Origin of the sequence: Streptomyces coffeae (assembly GCF_016741875.1) — a bacterium.
GTDB lineage: Bacteria > Actinomycetota > Actinomycetes > Streptomycetales > Streptomycetaceae > Streptomyces > Streptomyces coffeae.
The window spans coordinates 188,213-209,282 of the sequence record NZ_JAERRF010000001.1; the positions used below are offsets into that span (position 1 = coordinate 188,213).

General features: G+C 72.4%; 19 protein-coding genes. 14 read left to right on the forward strand and 5 right to left on the reverse strand.

The window, feature by feature from the left end:
• The first annotated feature begins 134 nt into the window (after nucleotides 1-134).
• Nucleotides 135-836, forward strand: coding sequence for a response regulator transcription factor (locus tag JK363_RS00860; RefSeq protein ID WP_201870539.1), 702 nt, complete (start codon nucleotides 135-137; stop codon nucleotides 834-836).
• Nucleotides 837-912: 76 nt separating this feature from the next.
• Here the strand turns inward: JK363_RS00860 and JK363_RS00865 are convergent, their stop codons facing one another.
• Nucleotides 913-1,275 carry an ArsR/SmtB family transcription factor gene (locus JK363_RS00865; protein ID WP_201870540.1) on the reverse strand — a complete coding sequence of 121 codons (363 nt, stop codon included), beginning with the start codon at nucleotides 1,273-1,275 and terminating at the stop codon, nucleotides 913-915.
• Nucleotides 1,276-1,400: 125 nt separating this feature from the next.
• Here JK363_RS00865 and JK363_RS00870 point away from each other — a divergent pair, with 125 nt between their 5' ends.
• On the forward strand, nucleotides 1,401-2,381 hold the full coding sequence (locus JK363_RS00870; RefSeq protein ID WP_201870541.1) for a quinone oxidoreductase family protein: 981 nt from the start codon (nucleotides 1,401-1,403) through the stop codon (nucleotides 2,379-2,381).
• A gap of 652 nt (nucleotides 2,382-3,033) precedes the next feature.
• Here JK363_RS00870 and JK363_RS00875 read toward each other — a convergent pair.
• A complete protein-coding gene (locus JK363_RS00875; RefSeq protein WP_201870542.1) occupies nucleotides 3,034-4,116 on the reverse strand; it encodes a DUF5937 family protein in 1,083 nt (360 codons plus the stop codon).
• A 99-nt stretch (nucleotides 4,117-4,215) separates the two neighbouring features.
• On the opposite strand from JK363_RS00875, the gene JK363_RS00880 reads away from it, so the two are divergent.
• Complete coding sequence (locus tag JK363_RS00880; protein WP_201870953.1) at nucleotides 4,216-4,497, forward strand: hypothetical protein; 282 nt, start codon at nucleotides 4,216-4,218, stop codon at nucleotides 4,495-4,497.
• Here JK363_RS00880 and JK363_RS00885 read toward each other — a convergent pair.
• Nucleotides 4,405-5,598 (reverse strand): threonine aldolase family protein, encoded by a 1,194-nt coding sequence (locus tag JK363_RS00885; protein WP_201870543.1) that lies wholly within the window; start codon nucleotides 5,596-5,598, stop codon nucleotides 4,405-4,407. The two genes, JK363_RS00880 and JK363_RS00885, sit on opposite strands and share 93 nt — an antisense overlap.
• A 146-nt stretch (nucleotides 5,599-5,744) precedes the next feature.
• Between JK363_RS00885 and JK363_RS00890 the strand changes: the two genes are divergently transcribed.
• The 10 genes from JK363_RS00890 to JK363_RS00935 all read left to right on the forward strand — a co-directional run bounded on the left by JK363_RS00890 (nucleotide 5,745) and on the right by JK363_RS00935 (nucleotide 14,749).
• Nucleotides 5,745-6,686 carry a Rossmann-like and DUF2520 domain-containing protein gene (locus JK363_RS00890; RefSeq protein ID WP_201870544.1) on the forward strand — a complete coding sequence of 314 codons (942 nt, stop codon included), beginning with the start codon at nucleotides 5,745-5,747 and terminating at the stop codon, nucleotides 6,684-6,686.
• Complete coding sequence (panC, locus tag JK363_RS00895) at nucleotides 6,683-7,828, forward strand: pantoate--beta-alanine ligase (protein WP_201870545.1); 1,146 nt, start codon at nucleotides 6,683-6,685, stop codon at nucleotides 7,826-7,828. The genes JK363_RS00890 and panC overlap by 4 nt, the downstream gene beginning before the upstream one ends.
• A gap of 91 nt (nucleotides 7,829-7,919) precedes the next feature.
• Complete coding sequence (locus tag JK363_RS00900) at nucleotides 7,920-9,746, forward strand: L-aspartate oxidase (protein WP_201870546.1); 1,827 nt, start codon at nucleotides 7,920-7,922, stop codon at nucleotides 9,744-9,746.
• Nucleotides 9,743-10,795, forward strand: coding sequence for a carboxylating nicotinate-nucleotide diphosphorylase (gene nadC, locus JK363_RS00905; protein ID WP_372444687.1), 1,053 nt, complete (start codon nucleotides 9,743-9,745; stop codon nucleotides 10,793-10,795). The genes JK363_RS00900 and nadC overlap by 4 nt, the downstream gene beginning before the upstream one ends.
• 3 nt (nucleotides 10,796-10,798) lie before the next feature.
• Entirely contained in the window at nucleotides 10,799-11,596 is a 798-nt protein-coding gene (locus JK363_RS00910; RefSeq protein ID WP_201870547.1) for a type III pantothenate kinase, read from the forward strand.
• 461 nt (nucleotides 11,597-12,057) lie between these two features.
• Complete coding sequence (locus JK363_RS00915; RefSeq protein WP_201870548.1) at nucleotides 12,058-12,828, forward strand: hypothetical protein; 771 nt, start codon at nucleotides 12,058-12,060, stop codon at nucleotides 12,826-12,828.
• Between the two features lie 118 nt (nucleotides 12,829-12,946).
• Nucleotides 12,947-13,126 (forward strand): hypothetical protein, encoded by a 180-nt coding sequence (locus JK363_RS00920; protein ID WP_201870549.1) that lies wholly within the window; start codon nucleotides 12,947-12,949, stop codon nucleotides 13,124-13,126.
• A 127-nt stretch (nucleotides 13,127-13,253) separates the two neighbouring features.
• Nucleotides 13,254-13,649, forward strand: coding sequence for a BlaI/MecI/CopY family transcriptional regulator (locus JK363_RS00925; protein ID WP_201870875.1), 396 nt, complete (start codon nucleotides 13,254-13,256; stop codon nucleotides 13,647-13,649).
• A 22-nt stretch (nucleotides 13,650-13,671) separates the two neighbouring features.
• Nucleotides 13,672-14,193, forward strand: a complete 522-nt coding sequence (locus tag JK363_RS00930; protein ID WP_201870550.1) for an amino-acid N-acetyltransferase — start codon at nucleotides 13,672-13,674, stop codon at nucleotides 14,191-14,193.
• Between the two features lie 220 nt (nucleotides 14,194-14,413).
• The gene (locus JK363_RS00935) at nucleotides 14,414-14,749 is read left to right on the forward strand and encodes a histone-like nucleoid-structuring protein Lsr2 (protein ID WP_201870551.1); all 336 of its coding nucleotides are present in this window, start codon (nucleotides 14,414-14,416) and stop codon (nucleotides 14,747-14,749) included.
• A 5-nt stretch (nucleotides 14,750-14,754) separates the two neighbouring features.
• On the opposite strand, the gene JK363_RS00940 is transcribed toward JK363_RS00935, so the two are convergent.
• Nucleotides 14,755-15,348 (reverse strand): SCO3374 family protein, encoded by a 594-nt coding sequence (locus tag JK363_RS00940; protein ID WP_201870552.1) that lies wholly within the window; start codon nucleotides 15,346-15,348, stop codon nucleotides 14,755-14,757.
• A 461-nt stretch (nucleotides 15,349-15,809) separates the two neighbouring features.
• On the opposite strand from JK363_RS00940, the gene JK363_RS00945 reads away from it, so the two are divergent.
• On the forward strand, nucleotides 15,810-18,335 hold the full coding sequence (locus JK363_RS00945) for an ATP-dependent Clp protease ATP-binding subunit (RefSeq protein WP_201870553.1): 2,526 nt from the start codon (nucleotides 15,810-15,812) through the stop codon (nucleotides 18,333-18,335).
• Nucleotides 18,336-18,483: 148 nt separating this feature from the next.
• Here JK363_RS00945 and JK363_RS00950 read toward each other — a convergent pair whose 3' ends face one another.
• A complete protein-coding gene (locus tag JK363_RS00950) occupies nucleotides 18,484-21,030 on the reverse strand; it encodes an NACHT domain-containing protein (protein ID WP_201870554.1) in 2,547 nt (848 codons plus the stop codon).
• Between the last annotated feature and the right edge of the window lie 40 nt (nucleotides 21,031-21,070).

Genomic DNA, 21,070 nt, shown 5'->3' on the forward strand with positions numbered 1-21,070 from the left:
CGCGCCGTACGCCGGGCGCCGGACCGGGCGAACGCGGAGGACCAGGCGTACCCCCACCACACATCGGCATAGATTCACCCCGTGCGGGACCATCTGGTGCCGTGTCACAGGCCACGAGGGAAGGGACCGACCGGATGTCGATCCGCGTCATGCTCGTCGATGACCAAGTGCTGCTGCGCACCGGCTTCCGGATGGTGTTGGCGGCTCAGCCCGATATGGAGGTCGTCGCGGAGGCGGGCGACGGTGTGGAAGCCCTGGAGGTGCTGCGCTCCACCGAGGTGGACGTGGTCCTGATGGACGTCCGGATGCCGAAGCTGGACGGGGTGGAGGCGACCCGGCGCATATGTGAGCGCGAGGGCGCGCCGAAGGTACTCATCCTGACCACTTTCGACCTCGACGAGTACGCCTTCTCGGCGCTCAAGGCGGGGGCCGGGGGGTTCATGCTCAAGGATGTGCCGCCGGGCGAACTGCTCGCGGCGATCCGCGCGGTGCACAGCGGGGACGCGGTCGTGGCGCCCAGCACCACACGGCGGCTGCTGGACCGCTTCGCGCCGATGCTGCCGGGCCCGGGGGAGTCGGGCGGCGGTCTCGGCGGGGCGGGCGGCACGGCCCGGCCGGAGCTGGGGCGGCTGACCGAGCGCGAGCGCGAGGTGATGATGCTGGTCGCGCAGGGGCTGTCGAACGGGGAGATCGCGGCGCGGCTGGTGCTGTCCGAGGCCACCGTGAAGACCCATGTGGGCCGCATCCTGACCAAGTTGGAGCTGCGCGACCGGGTGCAGGTGGTGGTGATGGCGTACGAGACGGGGCTGATCCGCGCGGGCGGCCCGCGAGCCTGAGGGGCCCGCCGGGCCGTGTTCGCGGGTGGCCTGTCCGCCTGTCCGCCTGTCCGCCTGTCCGGGTGGGGCCTGTCCGTCAGGAGCCCGGCCGGCCGGGCAGGCCGTCAGGCTCCGGCTCGTCGTCGCGCAGGACCAGGTCGAGCAGACCCGGGAAGCGCTCGTCGAACTCCGGCCGCCGCAGCCTGTTGACCCGCTTGGGGCCCGCGTCGCGCTGCTCGATCAGCCCGGCCGCGCGGAGCACGGAGAAGTGATGGCTGAGCGCCGCCTTGCCCACCGGTACGTCGAAGGTGCCGCAGGTGCGCTCCCAGTCGGCCGCCCCGGCCAGTTCGCGGACCAGCTGGATCCGCACCGGATCGGCCAGCGCCGCGAGCGCGGTCTGCACGGGGACGTCGTCGGGATGGGTGTGTTCGGGCGCGGCCCGGTGGCTCCGCCGGCTCATCGCTCTCCTCCGCGGTTCTGTCGCTCTGCCGTCTGCTGCGAGCTGCCCTTGCCGAGTGTTCGATGAGATGCGTACACTCCTGGCTGTTCGCTATTGATTGAACAGTCTAGGCGGAGGAGTCCGGCATGCGTGCGGTCGTTGTGGAGGAGCTCGGCGGACCGGAGGCACTGCGCCTCACCGAGGTGGCGGAACCGTCGCCCGGACCCGGCGAGGTGACCGTCGAAGTCGCCTACGCGGGCATCAACTTCGCGGACATCAAGGCCCGCTCCGTCGGCTACCGCGTCTCCGGCTTCCCGTTCACCCCGGGCCTGGAGGCGTCCGGCCGGATCCGCGCGGTGGGGGAGGGCGTCACCGGGCTGCGGGTCGGCCAGGAGGTGGCCGCGTTCATGACGTCGGGGGCGTACGCCGAGGTCGTGGCCGTACCCGCGGAGACCGTCTTCGCCCTGCCGGACGGCGTCTCGCTGCGCACCGCGGCCACCCTCCCCACCGTGGTGCCCACCGTCCAGGCCCTGCTGCACGAGGTGGGTCGCATCCGCGCGGGCGAGACCGTCCTGGTGCAGGGCGCGGCGGGCGGCGTCGGCACGGTGGCCGGACAGATGGCCCGGCTGGCCGGGGCCGGGAAGGTCTACGGCGCGGTCTCGCGCCAGGAGAAGGCCGAGGAGGCGCTGAAGTACGGCTACGACGAGGTGTTCGTCGGCGACGGCTTTCCCGAGGACGTCCGCCGGGCCACGGACGGACGCGGGGTGGACCTCGCCCTCGACCCGGTCGGCGGTGACACCCTCCGCCGCACCCTGGACGCCCTCGCGGTCTTCGGCCGCCTCGTCTCGTTCGGCAACGCGAGCGGTGAGGCACCCTGGCAGGCCGGTCCCGGCGAGCTGTACACGGGCGCCCGTACGGTCTCCGGCTTCTCCATCCTCAACCTCGCGGCCGAGAACCCGCAGGCCCTGCGCACCCTGGCGGAACGCGCCTTCCGCCCGGTGGCGGAGGGCACGGTCGAACTCCCCGTCACAGCCGAATTCCCGCTGGCCGAGGCCGCCGAGGCACACCGCCTGATCGAAACCCGCACCACCACGGGCAAGCTCCTCCTCCGCGCGGCAGGCTCCTGACCCAGGAGTGCCGGGCACTTTCCGGCCCCCGGCACTCCGCGCGGCGGAGCCTGCCGCCCCGGGGCGAATCCGGGCCCCCACGCCGTGCGCGCGTACGGACGCCGTCGGGCCTCCACCCCGAACAACGTCCGCGCGCGGCCCGTACGCCGGGCCACGCTCCGCTGAATTCCCGTACGGCGAGGGTGTGCCATGCGGGGGCCGCATCTGGGCGTACGGCGGTGTGCGTGGACCCGGGTGGGCATGGGCGGGCCCCGGTGCCGGTGCGCCCTGCGCGGCCGGTGGGCCGGGCACGTCGCGGGGCTCCGCGCGGTGGCGGGCGGGCCGCGCCGGTGCGGTCGCGGGGGTGCGCCCGAGAGAGGGGGCCGGGATCTGTCTGGCATCGGGCCGGACTACGGGTCCGTCGGGGGACGCGGGGCTCCGGCCCCCGCGGGTGGCGGGGGCCGGTTGTGCCGTGCCGGTGGCGGCCTGGGGCGCGCACGTACTCCGCCGCCACGTCACCGGCTGCCCGCCGGGTCCCGCGTCGGGGTGGCGGGCCCGGGAAGCGGGGGCAGCCCGTCCATGGGGCGGGTCTGCCGCCTCGGGGGCGCCACCGTCGGCGCAGGCCGGATCGGGCGGGGCCGTCGGGGGACGCGGAGGTTCCCCGGCATTCACCTCAGCGGAGGACCGATTCCACGAAGTCCGTGCCCAGCCGGGCCACCGCCGTCAGTTCCAGTTGGTGGAGGACGTAGCGGCCGCGGCGGCGGGTGGTGAGCAGACCGGCCTTCTTGAGGGCGGCGATGTGGCGGGACACCTCCGGCGGCGTGATGCCGTACGCCTCGGACAGCTCCCCGGTGGTGTGCGGGCCGCGGGCCAGCATGCGGCACAGCCGCATCCGCATCGGGTGGGACAGGGCCTCCAGGCGGTGCTGGACGAGCTCCAGGGCCGCGGGCGCGGGAAGTTCGGGCGAGGCGATCGGGTACTGGATCACCGGCCGCCAGCCGGGCGCGTGCACAACGAGCAGATGCGGCCAGCCGAAGGCGGTCGGGATGAGGGTGAGCCCGTCGCCCGAGGCCGTCGTCCGCCCGGCGGCCAGCTTGTCGACCAGGATGCGGTCGCCGTCATCGGACAGCGACAGCGCGGCCGACGCCGCCGTCAGCGCCTCCGCGAGCCCCTTGCGCTGGAGCAGCTCGCCCTTGTGGCGGGCGTCGGCGGCCAGTTGGATCCGCACCCGCTCCCAGGTGTCGGCGAAGAACGCCTCCTGGCAGTCCTCCAGCAGCCGCCGTAGCCACACCCGCAGCCCGGCCGGGTCGTCCAGCATCCGGTCGGTGAAGGCCGCCTGACGGGGGCCGCGGGCCGCCGCCATCTCCCGGACCCGCGCCCGCGCGTCCGCATCGACCAGGGGCGAGGGCCTGCACCGGGTGTACGAGGTGGAGCAGCTGATCTCGAAGGCCGCCGTCAGATACGTCTCGTCGTCGACCCGGTCCAGCGCGTCCAGCTCCTCGGTGAGCGTGGCTCCGGGGTGGGCCGGGAGCAACAGGTCGCAGCGGGCCGAACGCCACAGGAAGTCGGCCTCGTGCAGCCGGTCCGCGAGATCCGGCTTCAGGCCCGACGCCGTGGCGGTGGCCCAGCCGTGCAGCCCGGGGTGATGGCCGGGCTCGGAGAGCACATGGAGCGCGGCGCCCAGCTCGGCGAGCGGGGAAGGGCTGAAGACGATGCGCTCGGGCGGCAGTCCGGTGATGTCGATGACGTTGGCCATGGCCCCATGGTGCGGGAGTTCCGGGCGGTCGCGGCCGTCGATTGACGGCGATCGTCAATCGACGTGACCGGGCGCGGCGGCCGGGCGGAATCTCGGGTCATGACCATCACTCAGCAGTACGCACTCGATCTGTACCGGGCCGCCCAGCGCGGCGAACCCGCCCCGCCCGCGCCGGGCCGGAACGACTGGCGCACGCTGCGGGAGCTGCGCGAGTACCGCGCGGCCCGCCCCGCCGCATGGTCCCCGGGCTTCCGGGAGCGGCTGGCCGGGATGCTGCGGCGCGGCGGTTCAGCCGGCCGCCGCGGCGATCTCCCGGACCCGGGCGAGGAAGGCGTGCGCCGCGGCGGTGACGTCGTCGGCCGCCCAGTCCAGTGCGGGTGAGGCGACCGTCACCTCCGTCATGGCGAGGCCGGGCGCGCCCGGCTCGTGCCAGCGGTGGAACAGCGTGGTCCCGGTCTCCTCCGCCAGCCGCACCCCCGCCTCGTCCAGCGTCCGCGCCGGATACGGCAGCCACACCTGGAACTGGTGGGTGTGCGGCACCTCGGGGTGGATCCGCGACCACGCCACCCCCGCCGCGGCGAACGCCTCGCGCAGCGCCCCGGCCACGACCCGGGCGTGTGCCACGTACGACGGCAGCCTCGGCAGTTCGCGGTCCAGCCCGGCCAGCGCGCTGAGCACGGCGGGCCACTGCTGGAACAGCGCGCCGCCGTACCGGTGCCGCCAGGCCTTCGCCTCCGCGATCAGGCTTTCGGGCCCCGCCAGCGCCGCTCCCGAGAGCCCGTCGAGCGACTTGTAGAACGACACGTACACGGTGTCCGCCAGGCCCGCGATCTCCGGCAGCGTGCGGCCGAAGTGGACGGTGGACTCCCACAGCCGGGCTCCGTCGAAGTGGACCACCGCGTCCCGCTCCCGCGCGGCGGCCACGACGGCCACCAGCTCGTCCCATGCGGGCAGCACGAAGCCCGCGTCGCGCAGCGGCAGTTCGAGGGCGAGGGTGCCGAAGGGCTCGTCGAGGTCGCGGATCTCCTCGGCGGTGGGCAGCCGCGGCTCGGTCGTCGGACGCACCGCGCGCAGTCCGCTCACCGTCAGATAGGCGTCCCGCTCGTGGACCTCCACGTGCGCCTGCGGATGCACCGCCACCACAGGGCTGCCGGTGCGCCCCGCCCAGCAGCGCAGCGCGATCTGCTGGGCCATGGTGCCGGTGGGGAAGAACGCCGCGGACTCCATGCCGAGCAGTCCGGCCACCCGCAGCTCCAGCTCCTCCACGATGCCGTCGCCGTAGAGGTCCACCCCGGCGTCCAGGTCGTAACCGGCGGGCGGCTCGGCCGCCAGCCGGGCCAGCCGCTCACCGATCCGGTGCTCCGCCGCACCGCGTGCGAGGGCCCGCGCGGAGGCGCGCCAGGCCGCGAGTCTGCGCTCCCGCGCGGCCTGCTGCTCCTCGTCCGCGCTGATCACGTCGTCTGTGCCGCCGCTGTCCGCCATGGGCCGATGATGGCGCAAGCGGAGTCCCCCCGACCAGGGTTTTCCACAGGGCTGGGGATGCGCCCGGGCCGCCCCGGGACACTCGCGTAGCATGGCGGGGAATCGTCCGGTACCCCCTGAGGACTGGAACGGAAGGCCGCTGTCGCGTGAACGCACATCCACTTCCCGAGCCGCAGGAGCGCCCGGCCCGGCTCACCGTAGGGGTCGTCGGCGCGGGCCGCGTCGGCCCGGCCCTTGCCGCCTCGCTGCGCCTGGCCGGGCACCGCCCCGTCGCCGCCTCCGGTGTCTCCGACGCCTCCGTGCGCCGGGCCGCCGATCTGCTTCCCGGGGTTCCCGTCGTCCCGCCCGCCGAGGTGCTGGCGCGGGCCGAGCTGGTCCTCCTCACCGTCCCCGACGACGCCCTGCCCGAGCTGGTCGCCGGGCTGGCCGAGACCGGCGCGGTGCGCCCCGGCCAGCTGCTGGTGCACACCTCGGGGCGGTACGGCGTCGGGGTGCTGGAGCCCGCGCTGCGGGCCGGTGCGCTGCCGCTCGCGCTGCACCCCGTGATGACCTTCACCGGCACCTCGGTCGACGTGCAGCGCCTGGCGGGGTGCTCCTTCGGCGTCACCGCCCCCGAGGAGCTGCGGCTGGCGGCCGAGGCGCTGGTGATCGAGATGGGCGGCGAGCCCGAGTGGATCGAGGAGGAGGCCCGCCCGCTCTACCACGCGGCGCTGGCCATCGGCGCCAACCACCTCACCACACTGGTCGCCCAGGCCATGGAGCTGCTGCGCGGCGCGGGGGTCGGCGCCCCGGACCGGATGCTCGGCCCGCTGCTCGGCGCCGCGCTGGACAACGCGCTGCGCAGCGGTGACGCCGCGCTCACCGGCCCGGTCGCACGCGGTGACGCGGGCACGGTCGCGGCCCATGTGGCCGAGCTGCGGCGGCACGCCCCGCAGGCGGTCGCCGGATATCTGGCGATGGCCCGTACGACGGCGGACCGCGCGCTCGCCCACGGTCTGCTCAAGCCGGAGCTGGCGGAAGACCTGCTGGGCGTTCTGTCGGATGTCTCGGACGCACCGGGGCCGGGCCGGGGAGGGACGGGAGCATGAGCCCGAAGCTGTGGACCAAGGCCGGACCCGGTGAGCCGGATGTCGAGCTGTACACCCGCCGGGCCGACTTCGACGTCGCGGTCGCCCACTTCGCCGTGCCCGGGCGGGCCGCGGTGGTGATGACCATGGGCGCGCTGCACGAGGGACACGCCTCGCTGATCCGTGCCGCCCGCGCCCGGGTCGGCGCCAAGGGCCTGGTGACCGTCACCGTCTTTGTGAACCCGCTGCAATTCGGCGCGGGCGAGGATCTGGACCGCTATCCGCGCACCCTCGACGCCGATCTGGCGATCGCGGCCGCGGCGGGCGCCGACATCGTCTTCGCCCCGCGCCTGGACGAGGTGTATCCGGGCGGTGAGCCGCTGATCCGGCTCGCCGCGGGGCCGCTGGGCGAGCGGTACGAAGGCGCGTCCCGCCCCGGCCACTTCGACGGGATGCTGACCGTCGTCGCCAAGCTGCTCCATCTCACCCGCCCGGATGTGGCGTTCTTCGGCGAGAAGGACGCACAGCAGCTCGCGCTGATCCGGCGGATGGTGGAGGACCTCAACTTCCCGGTCGAGGTGGTCGGCGTGCCGACCGTCCGGGAGGGCGACGGCCTCGCCCTCTCCAGCCGCAACCGCTACCTCTCGGAGGACGAGCGGCGCACCGCGCTCGCGCTGTCCCGGGCGCTGTTCGCCGGGCGGGACGCGGGCCGGTCGGCGGTGGGGCGCGGCGCGGACGCCGAAGCCCCGGCGGACGCCCCGGCCGCCCCCGGCGCACCGGACGGTCCGGAGGCGCGGGACGTACCGCAGCAGCCGCGCGGACCCTGGGCGGCCGGGCGGCCATCCGGTGCCCCCGCGTGCACGGGCGTGCCGGACGGGCTCATAGCGGTCGCCTCGCCCGCGGCGGTACGGGCCGCCGCCCGCGCGGTGCTCGACGAGGCGAGCCACGTCGAACCGCCCCTCGCGCTCGACTACGTCGGGCTCATCGACCCGGCGGACTTCTCCGAGGCCCCCGACGACCACACCGGCGAGGCGGTCCTGGCCGTCGCCGCCAAGGTCGGCACCACCCGTCTGATCGACAACATCCGCCTGTGGTTCGGAGCCGCCCGACGAGACGGCGGCCCGGGGGATGCGTACGAAAGCGACCCTGCGAGGCAAGCCTGATGAAGTGCCCGACGTCCGCTGCGCCCATAGCGCGCCCGAGTACGCCCGGCGCGTGCCCGAGCGGAGCCCTCGCGGCCCCCTGGAGCACCCGATGACGGCCGACGCCATACGCCACGACGAGCCGCGGCAGCCCGGTGGCCCCGGCCCCGGCGCCGCCCCCGCCGCCGCGTCCGTGGGCGCGCTGTGCGCCCCCGCCCCCGGCTGGGCCACCGAGGCCGATGTGGTGGTGGTCGGCTCCGGGGTCGCGGGGCTGACCGTCGCGCTGCGCTGCGCCGCCGCCGGGGCGAAGGTCACCGTGGTCACCAAGGCCCGGCTGGACGACGGCTCCACCCGCTGGGCCCAGGGCGGCATAGCCGCCGCGCTCGGCGAGGGCGACACCCCCGAGCAGCACCTCGACGACACCCTCGTCGCGGGCGCCGGGCTCTGCGACGAGCAGGCGGTCCGTGCCCTGGTCACCGAGGGCCCCGACGCGGTGCGCCGGCTCATCGCCACCGGCGCCCGCTTCGACGCCGACGAGACCACCGGCGAGATCCTGCTGACCCGCGAGGGCGGTCACCACCGCCGCCGGATCGCCCACGCGGGCGGCGACGCGACCGGCGCGGAGATCTCCCGGGCCCTGGTCGACGCGGTGCGCGCGGCCGGGATCGACACCGTCGAGAACGCCTTGGTGCTGGATCTGCTGAAGGACGCGTACGGCCGCGCCTCCGGCGTCACCCTGCATGTGATGGGCGAGGGCCAGCGGGACGGCGTGGGCGCGGTGCGCGCGCCCGCGGTCGTCCTCGCCACCGGCGGTATGGGCCAGGTCTTCTCCGCGACCACCAACCCCGCGGTGTCCACCGGCGACGGGGTCGCGCTGGCGCTGCGCGCCGGGGCGGAGATCTCCGACCTGGAGTTCGTGCAGTTCCACCCCACGGTGCTGTGGCTCGGCCCGGAGGCCGAGGGCCAGCAGCCGCTGGTCTCCGAGGCGGTGCGGGGCGAGGGCGCGTATCTCGTCGACGCCGACGGAGTGCGTTTCATGCGCGGTCAGCACGAGTTGGCCGAGCTGGCCCCGCGCGACATCGTGGCCAAGGGCATCACGCGGCGCATGCTCGAGCAGGGCGCCGAGCATATGTACCTGGACGCCCGGCACTTCGGGGCGGAGATGTGGGAGCACCGCTTCCCGACCATCCTCGCCTACTGCCGGGCGAACGGCATCGACCCGGTGACCGAGCCCATTCCGGTCGCCCCCGCCGCCCACTACGCGAGCGGCGGCGTCCGCACCGATCTGCACGGGCGCACCTCGGTCGCGGGCCTCTACGCCTGCGGTGAGGTCGCCTGCACCGGAGTCCACGGCGCGAACCGTCTGGCCTCCAACTCCCTGCTGGAGGGCCTGGTCTTCGCCGAGCGCATCGCGGCGGACATCACCGCCGCCCTGGACGCGCCGCCGGAGCCTGCCGGGTCCGGGCCGGACTCCCCCGCGCGGCCCGCCGCGGACACCGCCGCGCCGCTGCTGGCCTCCGAGGCGCGGTACGCGATTCAGCGGATCATGACCACCGGCGCGGGGGTGCTGCGTTCCGCCGAGAGTCTGGCCCGTGCGGCCGAGCGGCTGGACCAGGTCCGGGACGAGGCCGTGGACGAGCTGCGGCGCAACGGCAAGACGGCCGAGCCCGGCGTCGAGACCTGGGAGGCCACCAACCTCCTCCTCGTCGCCCGGGTGCTCGTCGCCGCCGCCCTGCGCCGGGAGGAGACCCGCGGCTGCCACTGGCGCGAGGACCGCCCCGAGCGGGACGACGCGGCCTGGCGCCGCCATCTGCTGGTCACCCTGCGGCCCGGCGGCTCCCTCGACGTCCGTACGACGGACTCCGCGTCGTTCCCCACTCCCGTCCGCCCCGCGGTCGTCCCACCCACCCCTCGAACCGAGACGGAGTCCCATCCGTGAGCAGCACCTCCGACGACCGCCGACTGCCAGTGGCCCTCCCGCTGCTCCCGACCGGCCTTGCCGACGAGGGGGCGGGCGGCGGCTGCGGTGACGCATGCGGCTGCGACAGCGCCACCGCCGAACGCGACGGCTCCTACGGGCTGGACCCGATGGAGTGCGGCCTCGACCCCGATCTCGCCGCGCTGCTGACCGCCGCCGGGCTTGACCCGGTCCAGGTCGAGGACATCGCCCATATGGCGATCGAGGAGGACCTCGACCAAGGGGTGGATGTGACCACCGTGGCGACCATCCCCGAGGACGCCGTCGCCACCGGCGACTTCACCGCCCGGGAGGCGGGCACCGTCGCCGGGCTGCGGGTCGCCGAGGCGATCCTCTCGGTCGTCTGCACCGACGCGTTCGAGGTCGAGCGGCATGTCGAAGACGGCGACCGGGTCGAGGCCGGGCAGAAGCTGCTGAGCGTGCGCACCCGCACCCGCGATCTGCTCACCGGGGAGCGCAGCGCGCTCAACCTGCTGTGCCGGCTGTCCGGTGTCGCGACCGCGACCCGCGCCTGGGCGGACGTCCTGGAGGGGACGAAGGCGAAGGTGCGCGACACCCGCAAGACCACCCCGGGGCTGCGCGCGCTGGAGAAGTACGCGGTGCGCTGCGGCGGTGGCGTCAACCACCGGATGTCGCTGTCGGATGCCGCGCTGGTCAAGGACAACCACGTGGTCGCGGCGGGCGGTGTGGCGCAGGCGTTCACCGCCGTGCGCACCGAGTTCCCGGAGCTGCCGATCGAGGTGGAGGTCGACACCCTCGACCAGATCCCGCCGGTCCTCGACGCGGGCGCGGATCTGATCCTGCTCGACAACTTCACACCGGAGCAGACCCGTCAGGCCGTCGAGCTGGTCGCGGGCCGCGCCGCCCTGGAGTCCTCCGGGCGGCTGACGCTCGCCAACGCCCGTACGTACGCCGAGACCGGCATCGACTATCTGGCGGTCGGCGCGCTCACCCACTCGTCCCCGATCCTCGACATCGGCCTGGACCTGCGCGAGGCCGAGGTGAACTGACCCATGCTGCTGACCATCGACGTCGGAAATACGCATACCACCCTGGGGCTGTTCGACGGTGACGAGATCGTCGAGCATTGGCGGATCTCCACCGACGCCCGCCGCACCGCCGATGAACTCGCCGTGCTGCTCCAGGGGCTGATGGGGATGCATCCGCTGCTCGGCGAGGAACTGGGCGACGGCATCGAGGGGATCTCGATCTGCTCCACCGTCCCCTCGGTCCTGCACGAACTGCGCGAGGTCACCCGCCGTTACTACGGCGATGTGCCGTCCGTCCTGGTCGAGCCGGGGGTGAAAACCGGTGTGCCGATCCTGATGGACAACCCGAAGGAGGTCGGCGCCGACCGGATCATCAACGCGCTGGCCGCCGTCGAGCTGTACGAAGGCCCTTGTGTGGTGGTCGACTTCGGCACCGCGACCACCTTCGACGCGGTCAGCGCACGGGGTGAGTACGTGGGCGGGGTGATCGCCCCGGGTATCGAGATCTCCGTCGAGGCGCTGGGCGTACGCGGCGCCCAGCTGCGGAAGATCGAACTGGCCCGGCCGCGCAGCGTGATCGGGAAGAACACGGTCGAGGCGATGCAGTCCGGCATCCTCTACGGCTTCGCGGGCCAGGTCGACGGGATCGTCCGGCGGATGGCGCGGGAGCTGGCGGAGGACCCGGAGGAGGTGACGGTCATCGCCACCGGCGGGCTGGCCCCCATGGTGCTCGGTGAATCGTCGGTGATCGACGAACATGAGCCCTGGCTGACTCTGATCGGGCTCCGGCTGGTCTACGAGCGCAACATCTCCCGCAGCTGAGCGGTAAGCGGGCATCGCTCCCCGGCTCCGGTCCGGGAGCGGTGGCCCGTGGAATAGGTCGTCACCGTCGCCACCTGCGAACTCGGACCCATTCCGAATTCTGGCCCCGATCGGCACCCCTCCGGCTAATTCCCCGGGGCTTCGACGGCTCTCGGCCATCCGCCGAGTGGCGCTCGGCGGAAACACAACTCTTCGAATTCCGTATTGACAAGCGGAACCGCTGGAAGGCCCCGTCGGCGGTGTGCGCCGGCCTGTCCCGTGGGCCGCTCCGGCGCCGGATCCCGGGCCCGTCGCCCGCCCCGCGCGCCGTTTCGCGCCGGACCCGGCCCAGGCCCGCGCCCGGTGCCCACACCCGCTCCCACCTGCGGCGGCGTCCACTCCAGAGGACGGACCGGATCCGCAACGCGCCGCACTTTCCTGCGCTTCGCAAAATTTGTCCGCTTAGCACTTAAAGTCGCCCCATGCCCACGCCATACGGATCCCGCGGCGGAATGGCGTTCAGCGCGGATGAGCTGCGTGTGCTCCGACGCGCCCTCGCCATCGCCCTCCAACCCCATCCCGTCACCCCCTCTCCCGGACCCCTCGGCCCGGACCGGGCGGAGGAGATCCAGGACTTTCTCCGCCTCGCCGAGGCCGTGGACGAAGCGGTCCGCGAGGGCGGGCGGCTGCGAGCGTTCCTGCTCGACGAGCTCGCCCGCTACCGCGCCGCCCTCCCCGGCGCCGCCGCCGGATATCTGGAGCAGCTCCAGGGCGCTCTGGAGGCCGGTTACGAGCCGCTCCCGGAGGACCTGGCCGCGCTCCGCGCACTGTGTGGATCGGCCGCCGGCGGCGGTGAGGCCGAGCGGCGGCGGGCGCTTCTGGGCCACTGCGAGCGGATCGCCGAGCGGGGTGTGCGCGCCCGCCTCGCGGAGCGTTCGGTGGCCGTGCTGCGGCCCCGCCCCCGCCCCGTGGCGGCGAGGCTGCGCGCCCTGCCGGGCGGAGCGGCGGAGAGCGCCGACGAGCCCAAGCGGGAGCCGCGCAAGAAGCCCGCGGCACCGGACCGCGGCGACCGCGAGCGACCCGAACGGGAGGAGCCGGGCCGTGGCACCCCGCGCCCGGGCCGCCCGGTGCCGACGCCCGCGGAGGTCTTCCCGCCCAAGCGGCGCCGCCCCTCACCGCCGCCGGAGGAGGAGGAGTCGCGGCTTGCCGCCGGGGCGGAGGACGGGCCGGTGTCCGCCGTGCGGTCGGCCTGACCGCGGCCGGAGCCCCCCGGGTGATACACGCCGCAGGCCCGCCGTGGCCGCCCCGGCTCCGGGCGGCCGCGGTGCCCCGCGTAATCTGGGGGTCTCGAGCAGAAGGAGGCCGGGAGCCATGGATTACGTCTCCGCGCTGGTCCCGTCGGTGGTGATGGCCGTGGCCTTCATCGCGTTGATCGTGACGATGGTGAAGAGCCAGGGCGGCGCCAACAAGGCCAAGGAGGACGCCGCGGTGGACGCGGCGCTGGCCCGCGCCGAGGCGGACCGCCCGGCGGCGGGGCCCAAGGCCCACTGACGGACCTTCGTCCACCGCCGCACACCACGCTTCACCTGCACGTCCCGAGGGCGCACCGTCCCGGGACGTGCGTCTTTTGGTGCGCGCATCTCCCGACATCCAGGACATCTCCCACTATTATTCACGTGTGCCTCGGCCATTGGGAGAGCTCGAAGACGCGGTCATGACCCGGGTGTGGAAGTGGAACCGCCCGGTCACCGTGCGGGAAGTCCTGGAAGACCTTCAGCGGGAACGCTCGATCGCCTACACGACGGTCATGACCGTAATGGACAACCTCCATCAGAAGGGCTGGCTCCGCAGGGAGGTACAAGGCCGTGCCTATCGATATGCGGCCGTCTCCACCCGGGCCGCCTACTCGGCCGCACTGATGAACGAAGCGTGGTCGGCCAGTGACAACCCGGCGGCCGCCCTCGTCGCGTTCTTCGGGATGATGTCCGAAGAGCAGCGAGATGCACTGCGCGATGCCATGCGCGTCGCACAACTCGGGGAGCACGGGGAGAGCCCCGGTGAGTCAGGGCGATGACACGGGGCGATAGCGTCCGGGCATGTCCTCCGCACTATCAAAAGTAGTCACCGTCCGCCGAGCCCGGACCAGCGATGTGCGGGCCGTGCGCCGCCTCATCGACTCCTACGTGGGCGATCGCATCCTGCTCGACAAAGCGACCGTGACGCTTTACGAGGACATCCAGGAGTTCTGGGTCGCGGAGCGGGACGAGGACGCGGAGGTCATTGGCTGCGGCGCACTCCACGTCATGTGGGAAGACCTCGCGGAGGTTCGCACTCTCGCCGTGCATCCCGCTCTCCAGGGCAGTGGTGTAGGCCACTTGCTGCTCGACAAGCTGTTGCAGACGGCGCGCTGGCTCGGGGTGCGGCGCATTTTCTGCCTCACCTTCGAAGTCGACTTCTTCACCAAGCACGGCTTCGTGGAGATCGGCGAGACGCCGGTCGACGGGGATGTCTACACGGAGCTCCTCCGTTCCTATGACGAGGGTGTCGCCGAGTTCCTGGGTCTCGAACGGGTGAAGCCGAACACCCTTGGCAACAGCCGGATGCTTCTGCAACTGTGATCGCGGGCCCTATGTCCGAATCGCTCCCCTATCACATAGCTCCGGAACATCGGGTTCCTACAGGCTTCCCGCTGGTGGGATCAGTCGAACCTTCCCGGGGGGTTTGTGTTTTTTCGGGAAAGGCGGTTTGCTATTCCCCCGTAGTGTAATTACCTGGGGGGTGAGACATCAGCGGCCAACGCCGCGCCCCGAACCCCCCGCTTTCCCTGAAAGGAACCTCATGGCACAGAAGGTTCAGGTCCTTCTTGTCGACGATCTCGACGGCGGCGAGGCGGACGAGACCGTGACGTTCGCACTGGACGGCAAGAGCTACGAGATCGACCTCACCACCTCCAATGCGGACAAGCTCCGGGATGCCCTGGAGCCCTACACCAAGGGCGGCCGTCGCACCGGTGGCCGGACCTCCGGCGGCCGTGGCAAGGCGCGTGCGGCAGCCGGCGGTAGCCAGGACACCGCGAAGATCCGCGCCTGGGCGAAGGAGAACGGCTACGAGGTCAACGACCGCGGCCGCGTTCCGGCGACCGTGCGCGAGGCCTACGAGAAGGCCAACGCCTGAGCGCGTCACCCTTCCCCGGCTCGTCGCTGCCTGGGCAGCGGCCGGGCACGCAGCAACCGGGCACGGTGGCACTCCGTAGCCGCCGCGGCCACGAGCCGCACGAGATCGGGGGCGCCCCCATCGCCCCCGAAACCTGTCCTCGGCAGGGTCGGCTCCACTTCGCCCCCCGGCTCGGGAGGCCGCAGCCATACAGCGGCCTCCTGCGGGCGCCACTCTCCCGGCGCCGCGGGCGGCGGCCAGGAAGAGGTGGGGCACGGAGCGGTGATCCGGCCGCCGGTGCCGAGCGCGGTCAGATCCAGGGGAACCCCGCCCCACTCCAGCCAGTCGAGCAGTCCCGGCAGCTCGTCGGCGCCGCCCGCGGCCACCAGCAGCCGCATCCAGGGGCCCTCCACTGCGACCGGACCGGTTCCCGGTACCCGGCGCAGCATGGCGAAACCGGCCGCGACCGGCAGCTCCAGCACGTCGAACGCCACCCCCGTGAGCAGTTCGACGGGATCGCTGCCGGTCGTCGGCCACCCCAGCTCGCGCTCGTACCACCGGGACCGGGCGGTGGCCGGGGCGGCGGACGGGACCGCTGGGGTCCGGGCGGTGGAGATCATGCCCAGAGCAACTGCCTCCCCCCGTGAAGGTTACGTCTCGTAGGTGATCGAATGCGCTGTGTGTGTGGTCGGGGAGGCGCGGGGGCGGTGAAAGGGCGCAAGGTTGTTCGCCCGTAGCGGATGGAACCAGCCCGCGCGGCATGGAGTGTGAGTCCTTGCGGGTAAGACATCCCTAGTGGGAGGGGCGGTCCTCGTGTCGGGTGGAAGCGGCGTTCGCCATCGGCGTACAGGCGGTGGGCGTAGACGCTTGGCCTGCGGGAACATCGTCTCGCACCATCGGGTTGGAGCAGTTGTCGGCTGTTCGGGCAGGAGCCAGTGGCTGTTCGCCCCGCGCGAGCGGGGGTGATCCGGACGGTTGTCGGCAGTTGGAATGAGCTGTCCCGGGTTGCGGGACTAGCATGCGGAAGGACAGGGAGGGGATCGTCCCCGATCTTTCTGACCGCTCTGAGGAGCGATTAACGATGTTCGAGAGGTTCACCGACCGCGCGCGGCGGGTTGTCGTCCTGGCTCAGGAAGAAGCCCGGATGCTCAACCACAACTACATCGGCACCGAACACATCCTCCTGGGCCTGATCCACGAGGGTGAGGGTGTCGCCGCTAAGGCCCTGGAGAGCCTCGGGATTTCGCTCGAGGCGGTCCGCCAGCAGGTGGAGGAGATCATCGGCCAGGGCCAGCAGGCCCCGTCCGGTCACATCCCCTTCACTCCCCGTGCCAAGAAGGTCCTGGAGCTGTCGCTCCGCGAGGCCCTTCAGCTCGGCCACAACTACATCGGCACGGAGCACATCCTGCTCGGCCTGATCCGCGAGGGCGAGGGCGTCGCCGCCCAGGTCCTGGTGAAGCTGGGCGCCGATCTGAACCGGGTCCGGCAGCAGGTCATCCAGCTGCTCTCCGGCTACCAGGGCAAGGAGGCCGCCACTGCCGGCGGCCCGGCGGAGGGCACTCCCTCCACCTCGCTCGTCCTGGACCAGTTCGGCCGCAACCTCACCCAGGCCGCCCGCGAATCCAAGCTCGACCCGGTCATCGGGCGCGAGAAGGAGATCGAGCGGGTCATGCAGGTGCTTTCGCGCCGCACCAAGAACAACCCGGTCCTCATCGGCGAGCCCGGCGTCGGCAAGACGGCGGTCGTCGAGGGCCTGGCCCAGGCCATCGTCAAGGGCGAGGTGCCCGAGACCCTCAAGGACAAGCACCTCTACACCCTCGACCTGGGTGCCCTGGTCGCCGGCTCCCGCTACCGCGGTGACTTCGAGGAGCGCCTGAAGAAGGTGCTCAAGGAGATCCGCACCCGCGGCGACATCATCCTGTTCATCGACGAGCTCCACACCCTGGTGGGTGCGGGTGCCGCCGAGGGCGCGATCGACGCCGCCAGCATCCTCAAGCCGATGCTGGCCCGCGGTGAGCTCCAGACCATCGGCGCGACCACGCTCGACGAGTACCGCAAGTACCTGGAGAAGGACGCGGCCCTGGAGCGGCGCTTCCAGCCCATCCAGGTCGCCGAGCCGTCGCTGCCGCACACCATCGAGATCCTCAAGGGCCTGCGCGACCGCTACGAGGCGCACCACCGCGTCTCGATCACGGACTCGGCCCTGGTCGCCGCCGCCACTCTGGCCGACCGCTACATCTCGGACCGCTTCCTGCCGGACAAGGCGATCGACCTGATCGACGAGGCCGGTTCCCGGATGCGGATCCGCCGGATGACCGCACCGCCGGACCTGCGCGAGTTCGACGAGAAGATCGCCGATGTGCGCCGGGAGAAGGAGTCCGCGATCGACTCGCAGGACTTCGAGATGGCCGCGGGCCTGCGCGACAAGGAGAAGCAGCTCCTGGCCGCCAAGGCGAAGCGGGAGAAGGAGTGGAAGGCCGGCGACATGGACGTCGTCGCCGAGGTCGACGAGGAGCTGATCGCCGAGGTCCTGGCCACGGCCACCGGCATCCCGGTCTTCAAGCTCACCGAGGAGGAGTCCTCCCGGCTGCTGCGCATGGAGGACGAGCTGCACAAGCGCGTCATCGGCCAGAAGGACGCCATCAAGGCGCTCTCCCAGGCCATCCGGCGTACGCGTGCGGGCCTCAAGGACCCCAAGCGCCCCGGCGGCTCCTTCATCTTCGCGGGCCCGTCCGGTGTCGGTAAGACCGAGCTCAGCAAGACCCTCGCCGAGTTCCTCTTCGGCGACGAGGACGCGATGATCTCGCTCGACATGTCGGAGTTCAGCGAGAAGCACACCGTCTCGCGGCTCTTCGGCTCCCCGCCCGGATATGTGGGCTACGAGGAGGGCGGCCAGCTCACCGAGAAGGTGCGCCGCAAGCCGTTCTCCGTGGTCCTCTTCGACGAGGTCGAGAAGGCCCACCCGGACATCTTCAACTCGCTGCTCCAGATCCTGGAGGACGGTCGGCTGACCGACTCCCAGGGCCGGGTCGTGGACTTCAAGAACACGGTGATCATCATGACCACCAACCTCGGCACCCGGGACATCTCCAAGGGCTTCAACCTGGGCTTCGCCGCCCAGGGCGATGTGAAGACCGGCTACGAGCGGATGAAGAACAAGGTCAACGAGGAGCTGAAGCAGCACTTCCGGCCCGAGTTCCTGAACCGTGTCGATGACACCGTCGTCTTCCACCAGCTCACCGAGGAAGACATCATCCAGATCGTCGACCTCATGATCACCAAGGTGGACGAGCGGCTCAAGGACCGCGACATGGGCATCGAGCTCAGCGGCGTCGCCAAGAAGCTGCTGGCCAAGCGGGGCTACGACCCGGTCCTGGGCGCCCGGCCGCTGCGTCGGACGATCCAGCGCGAGATCGAGGACGTGCTGTCGGAGAAGATCCTCTTCGGCGAGCTGCGTCCGGGTCACATCGTGGTCGTGGACACCGAGGGTGAGGGTGAGGAGAAGAAGTTCACCTTCCGCGGCGAGGAGAAGTCGGCGCTGCCCGACACCCCGCCGATCGAGTCCGCCACCGGTGGTGCAGGCCCGAACCTGAGCAAGGAGGCGTAAGCCCTCCCGGCACCTCAAGGCTCTGATCCAAGGGCCACGAAGGGGCCGTGGCACCGTCCAGGACGGCGCCACGGCCCCTTCGCGCGTTCCCCGCCCGTTTCCCTGCCCGTACGGCCGGAGAGCGCCCGTACGGGCACTGTGGGCGCCCTCAGCTGCCCGTCACGATGACCTGGACGCCCTCGGGCACCCCGGTCACTCCGGCGTTGCGGGGGCTCAGCCGCAGGGTGTGCAGCCGGGGGAAGGCGGCCAGCCAGCTCAGGTCCAGGCCGTCCCCCAGGTCGTAGGAGAGCCACAGCTCGGTCAGCCGCTCGGCGACCAGGCCCTCGGTCAGCTGCTCCGGGGTGAAGGCCCCGGCGATCTGGACGCAGGGGCGGCCGCCGAGCCGGCGCAGCGCGCTGAGCTCGGCCGCGTCGGACACCGGAAAGTCGAGTTCGCCTTCCTCGAGATGCGCGATGATTTCGTCCGCGTAGCGATCGGTGTCATAGCGCCGCCAGGCCCGCGCGAGCTGTGAACGCACCGCCCAGGACGTACGGTCCCGCAGCCGGGTCAGATAGTCGATGGCGCGGTCGTCGGCTATCGAGGTGGCGGTGACGGCCAGACGATGGGCTTCTTCATCGGATACCCCGGTGGGATCGGGCAGCATTTCCAGTGCGATAGGGCCGATCCAGCCCAGTGCGCGAGCCGCCTCCAGGGACGTCGGACGGACCAGATCCCGGGTATAGCGGTGCACTCGGGAACGCACCGCGGGGTCCAGCTCCGTCGCATGTTCGAGACAAGCGGCGGCCAGCAGTTTGCGATGGCGGGCATGGACCGGGCGGGTGCCCTTTCGGGCGGCCAGCAGCCCTTCCAGGAGGTAAGCGCATTCATCGGGGCGGGCCAGAGCGACCGACATTCTGATCACTTCTTCCCAGTCGTCCAGGTGGGCGTGGTCGATGAGGAAGTCGAAATCGTGCCGTTCCACCACCGCTCTCGCACTCAGATAGTCCTGGAAGGTGCGGTGCACAAAATCGACCGACCCGGGGGTGGGCTCGCGCAATAGTCCGGTGCGGTGGAGCAGATGCCGGTAGATCTCCTCCGGCTCGCCCTGCCGTGCGGCATGGGGAATGGAGGGAAGGTGCTGGGCGAAGGTCTCCAGGGCCACGGCCCGGTCCATTTCGGACCGTCCGTTGACCAGCATCCAGTGCGCCAGCTTCTGGAGCAGCCGGATCTTCGGTTCCTGCGGCAGGTCGATTCCATCGGGCGGCACCATGGCCCGCTCGCGGTCCCGGCGTTCCAGCAGCATGGAAAGGGCCGCGTCATAGAGGGCTTTGCGGCCGCGCGGCAGATAGCCGCGGCGGTCCCGGTGCAGGGCGCAGATCAGTCCGCACATCAGCGGATTGGTGGCCAGCCGCCCCAGTTCACGGGATATCCGCACGGCGTCCAGCAGCGTTTCCTCGTACGAGCCCAGCCGGTCCAGATCGGTGCCGTCCTCGCGCGCCGCGGCATGCCAGCGCTGAATGAAAGCGGTAACGCCCTCGGAGCTGAGCGGGGCCAGCTTCAGTTCCGCAAAGCGCTCGGCGGCCAGCCAGTTCTCGCGGACGGCGGACGGGCGGGAGGTGACCAGCCAGACGTTTCCCGGATAGCGCGCGGGAAGTTCGCGCAGCGCCTGCCGCAGCTGTTCCCGGTCGCCCTCGGGCGCCTCGTCGATCCCGTCCACCAGCAACAGCCCCCGGCCCGCGGACAGCACCCGCTCGGCCCATCCGTCGGGCTGGGTGTCCGCCTGCGGGTGGCGGACGGCGGACAGAAAACGGTCGGGCGGCGGAAAGCCGCCCTGCCGGAACCGGCGCACCGGCAGCACGAACGGCACCCGGCCGCGCAGCCGGGCCAGCTGGCCGGACAGCCGTCCGCGGGCCACGGAGACCGCCAGCCACTGCACCAGCGTGGTCTTGCCCGACCCCGCCACCCCCCACAGCAGCACCCGGTCGTGTCCGGCGAGCGCCTGCTCCGCGGGGGCGGTGGGCCCCGCGTCGGTCTCGGTCTCCAGGCTGAGGTAGGCGGCGTCCAGCGGCCAGGTGTCGGGGGAGTGGGCCAGGTCGATGCCGTAGATCGTCAGGTGGTCATGGCCCGCGATGATCCCGCGGGCGTAGACCTCCTCGAACGCGGCGTCCGTGGCGGCCGCCCGCTCGGCGAGGCCGCGGGCGACAAACGCCGACCGCCGGACGAGGAAGCGCAGGATCTGGTCGCACACCGCGTGCAGGATGGCGGTGTGCAACCGGGCGGCGGCGTGCGGCAGTTCGCGGTCGGCGTCCGGGGCGGCGACCGCCAGATGCCGGGCGAACGCCTCGGGCCCGAGCCGCACCGCCCGTACGTCGTCCATGTCGACGGTGCCGAGCGCGTGCAGGCTGCGGGCGAGCGCGTCGGTGACCGCCCGCTCCGCCTCGCCGTCCCGGCCGTTCCGCGCCTCGGCGGGAGCGGCTTCCTGGAGCGCCTGGGCGGGAGTGGCTTGCCGGAGCGCCTCGGCGACCAGCGCGCCGGCGATCCGGGTGAGATCGCGTTCGGTGCGCGTCCGGCGGTCGCCCTGGAAGGAGACCAGGGCGGATATCCGCACCGGACGGTCGGCCGGTGGCCCCCCGGGGCCCTCGGCCGCGAAGAGCTGCGTGATCAGCGGTACGACGACGTCCGGCGCGAGTCGGACGCTGTTGGCTGCGGGATCCATAGGGCCCCGGTCCCCCCGTGGCGGTGTCGGCCGTTGTGAA

What these genes read in the sequence shown, in the direction of transcription:
- JK363_RS00945 (WP_201870553.1), top strand. Translation starts at nt 15,810, where the DNA reads ATGTTCGAGAGGTTCACCGACCGCGCGCGGCGGGTTGTCGTCCTGGCT.
- JK363_RS00880 (WP_201870953.1), top strand. Translation starts at nt 4,216, where the DNA reads ATGACCATCACTCAGCAGTACGCACTCGATCTGTACCGGGCCGCCCAG.
- JK363_RS00930 (WP_201870550.1), top strand. Translation starts at nt 13,672, where the DNA reads ATGTCCTCCGCACTATCAAAAGTAGTCACCGTCCGCCGAGCCCGGACC.
- JK363_RS00915 (WP_201870548.1), top strand. Translation starts at nt 12,058, where the DNA reads ATGCCCACGCCATACGGATCCCGCGGCGGAATGGCGTTCAGCGCGGAT.
- JK363_RS00865 (WP_201870540.1), bottom strand. Translation starts at nt 1,275, where the DNA reads ATGAGCCGGCGGAGCCACCGGGCCGCGCCCGAACACACCCATCCCGAC.
- JK363_RS00900 (WP_201870546.1), top strand. Translation starts at nt 7,920, where the DNA reads ATGACGGCCGACGCCATACGCCACGACGAGCCGCGGCAGCCCGGTGGC.
- JK363_RS00870 (WP_201870541.1), top strand. Translation starts at nt 1,401, where the DNA reads ATGCGTGCGGTCGTTGTGGAGGAGCTCGGCGGACCGGAGGCACTGCGC.
- JK363_RS00860 (WP_201870539.1), top strand. Translation starts at nt 135, where the DNA reads ATGTCGATCCGCGTCATGCTCGTCGATGACCAAGTGCTGCTGCGCACC.
- panC (WP_201870545.1), top strand. Translation starts at nt 6,683, where the DNA reads ATGAGCCCGAAGCTGTGGACCAAGGCCGGACCCGGTGAGCCGGATGTC.
- JK363_RS00920 (WP_201870549.1), top strand. Translation starts at nt 12,947, where the DNA reads ATGGATTACGTCTCCGCGCTGGTCCCGTCGGTGGTGATGGCCGTGGCC.
- JK363_RS00875 (WP_201870542.1), bottom strand. Translation starts at nt 4,116, where the DNA reads ATGGCCAACGTCATCGACATCACCGGACTGCCGCCCGAGCGCATCGTC.
- JK363_RS00910 (WP_201870547.1), top strand. Translation starts at nt 10,799, where the DNA reads ATGCTGCTGACCATCGACGTCGGAAATACGCATACCACCCTGGGGCTG.
- JK363_RS00935 (WP_201870551.1), top strand. Translation starts at nt 14,414, where the DNA reads ATGGCACAGAAGGTTCAGGTCCTTCTTGTCGACGATCTCGACGGCGGC.
- JK363_RS00950 (WP_201870554.1), bottom strand. Translation starts at nt 21,030, where the DNA reads ATGGATCCCGCAGCCAACAGCGTCCGACTCGCGCCGGACGTCGTCGTA.
- JK363_RS00940 (WP_201870552.1), bottom strand. Translation starts at nt 15,348, where the DNA reads ATGATCTCCACCGCCCGGACCCCAGCGGTCCCGTCCGCCGCCCCGGCC.
- JK363_RS00885 (WP_201870543.1), bottom strand. Translation starts at nt 5,598, where the DNA reads ATGGCGGACAGCGGCGGCACAGACGACGTGATCAGCGCGGACGAGGAG.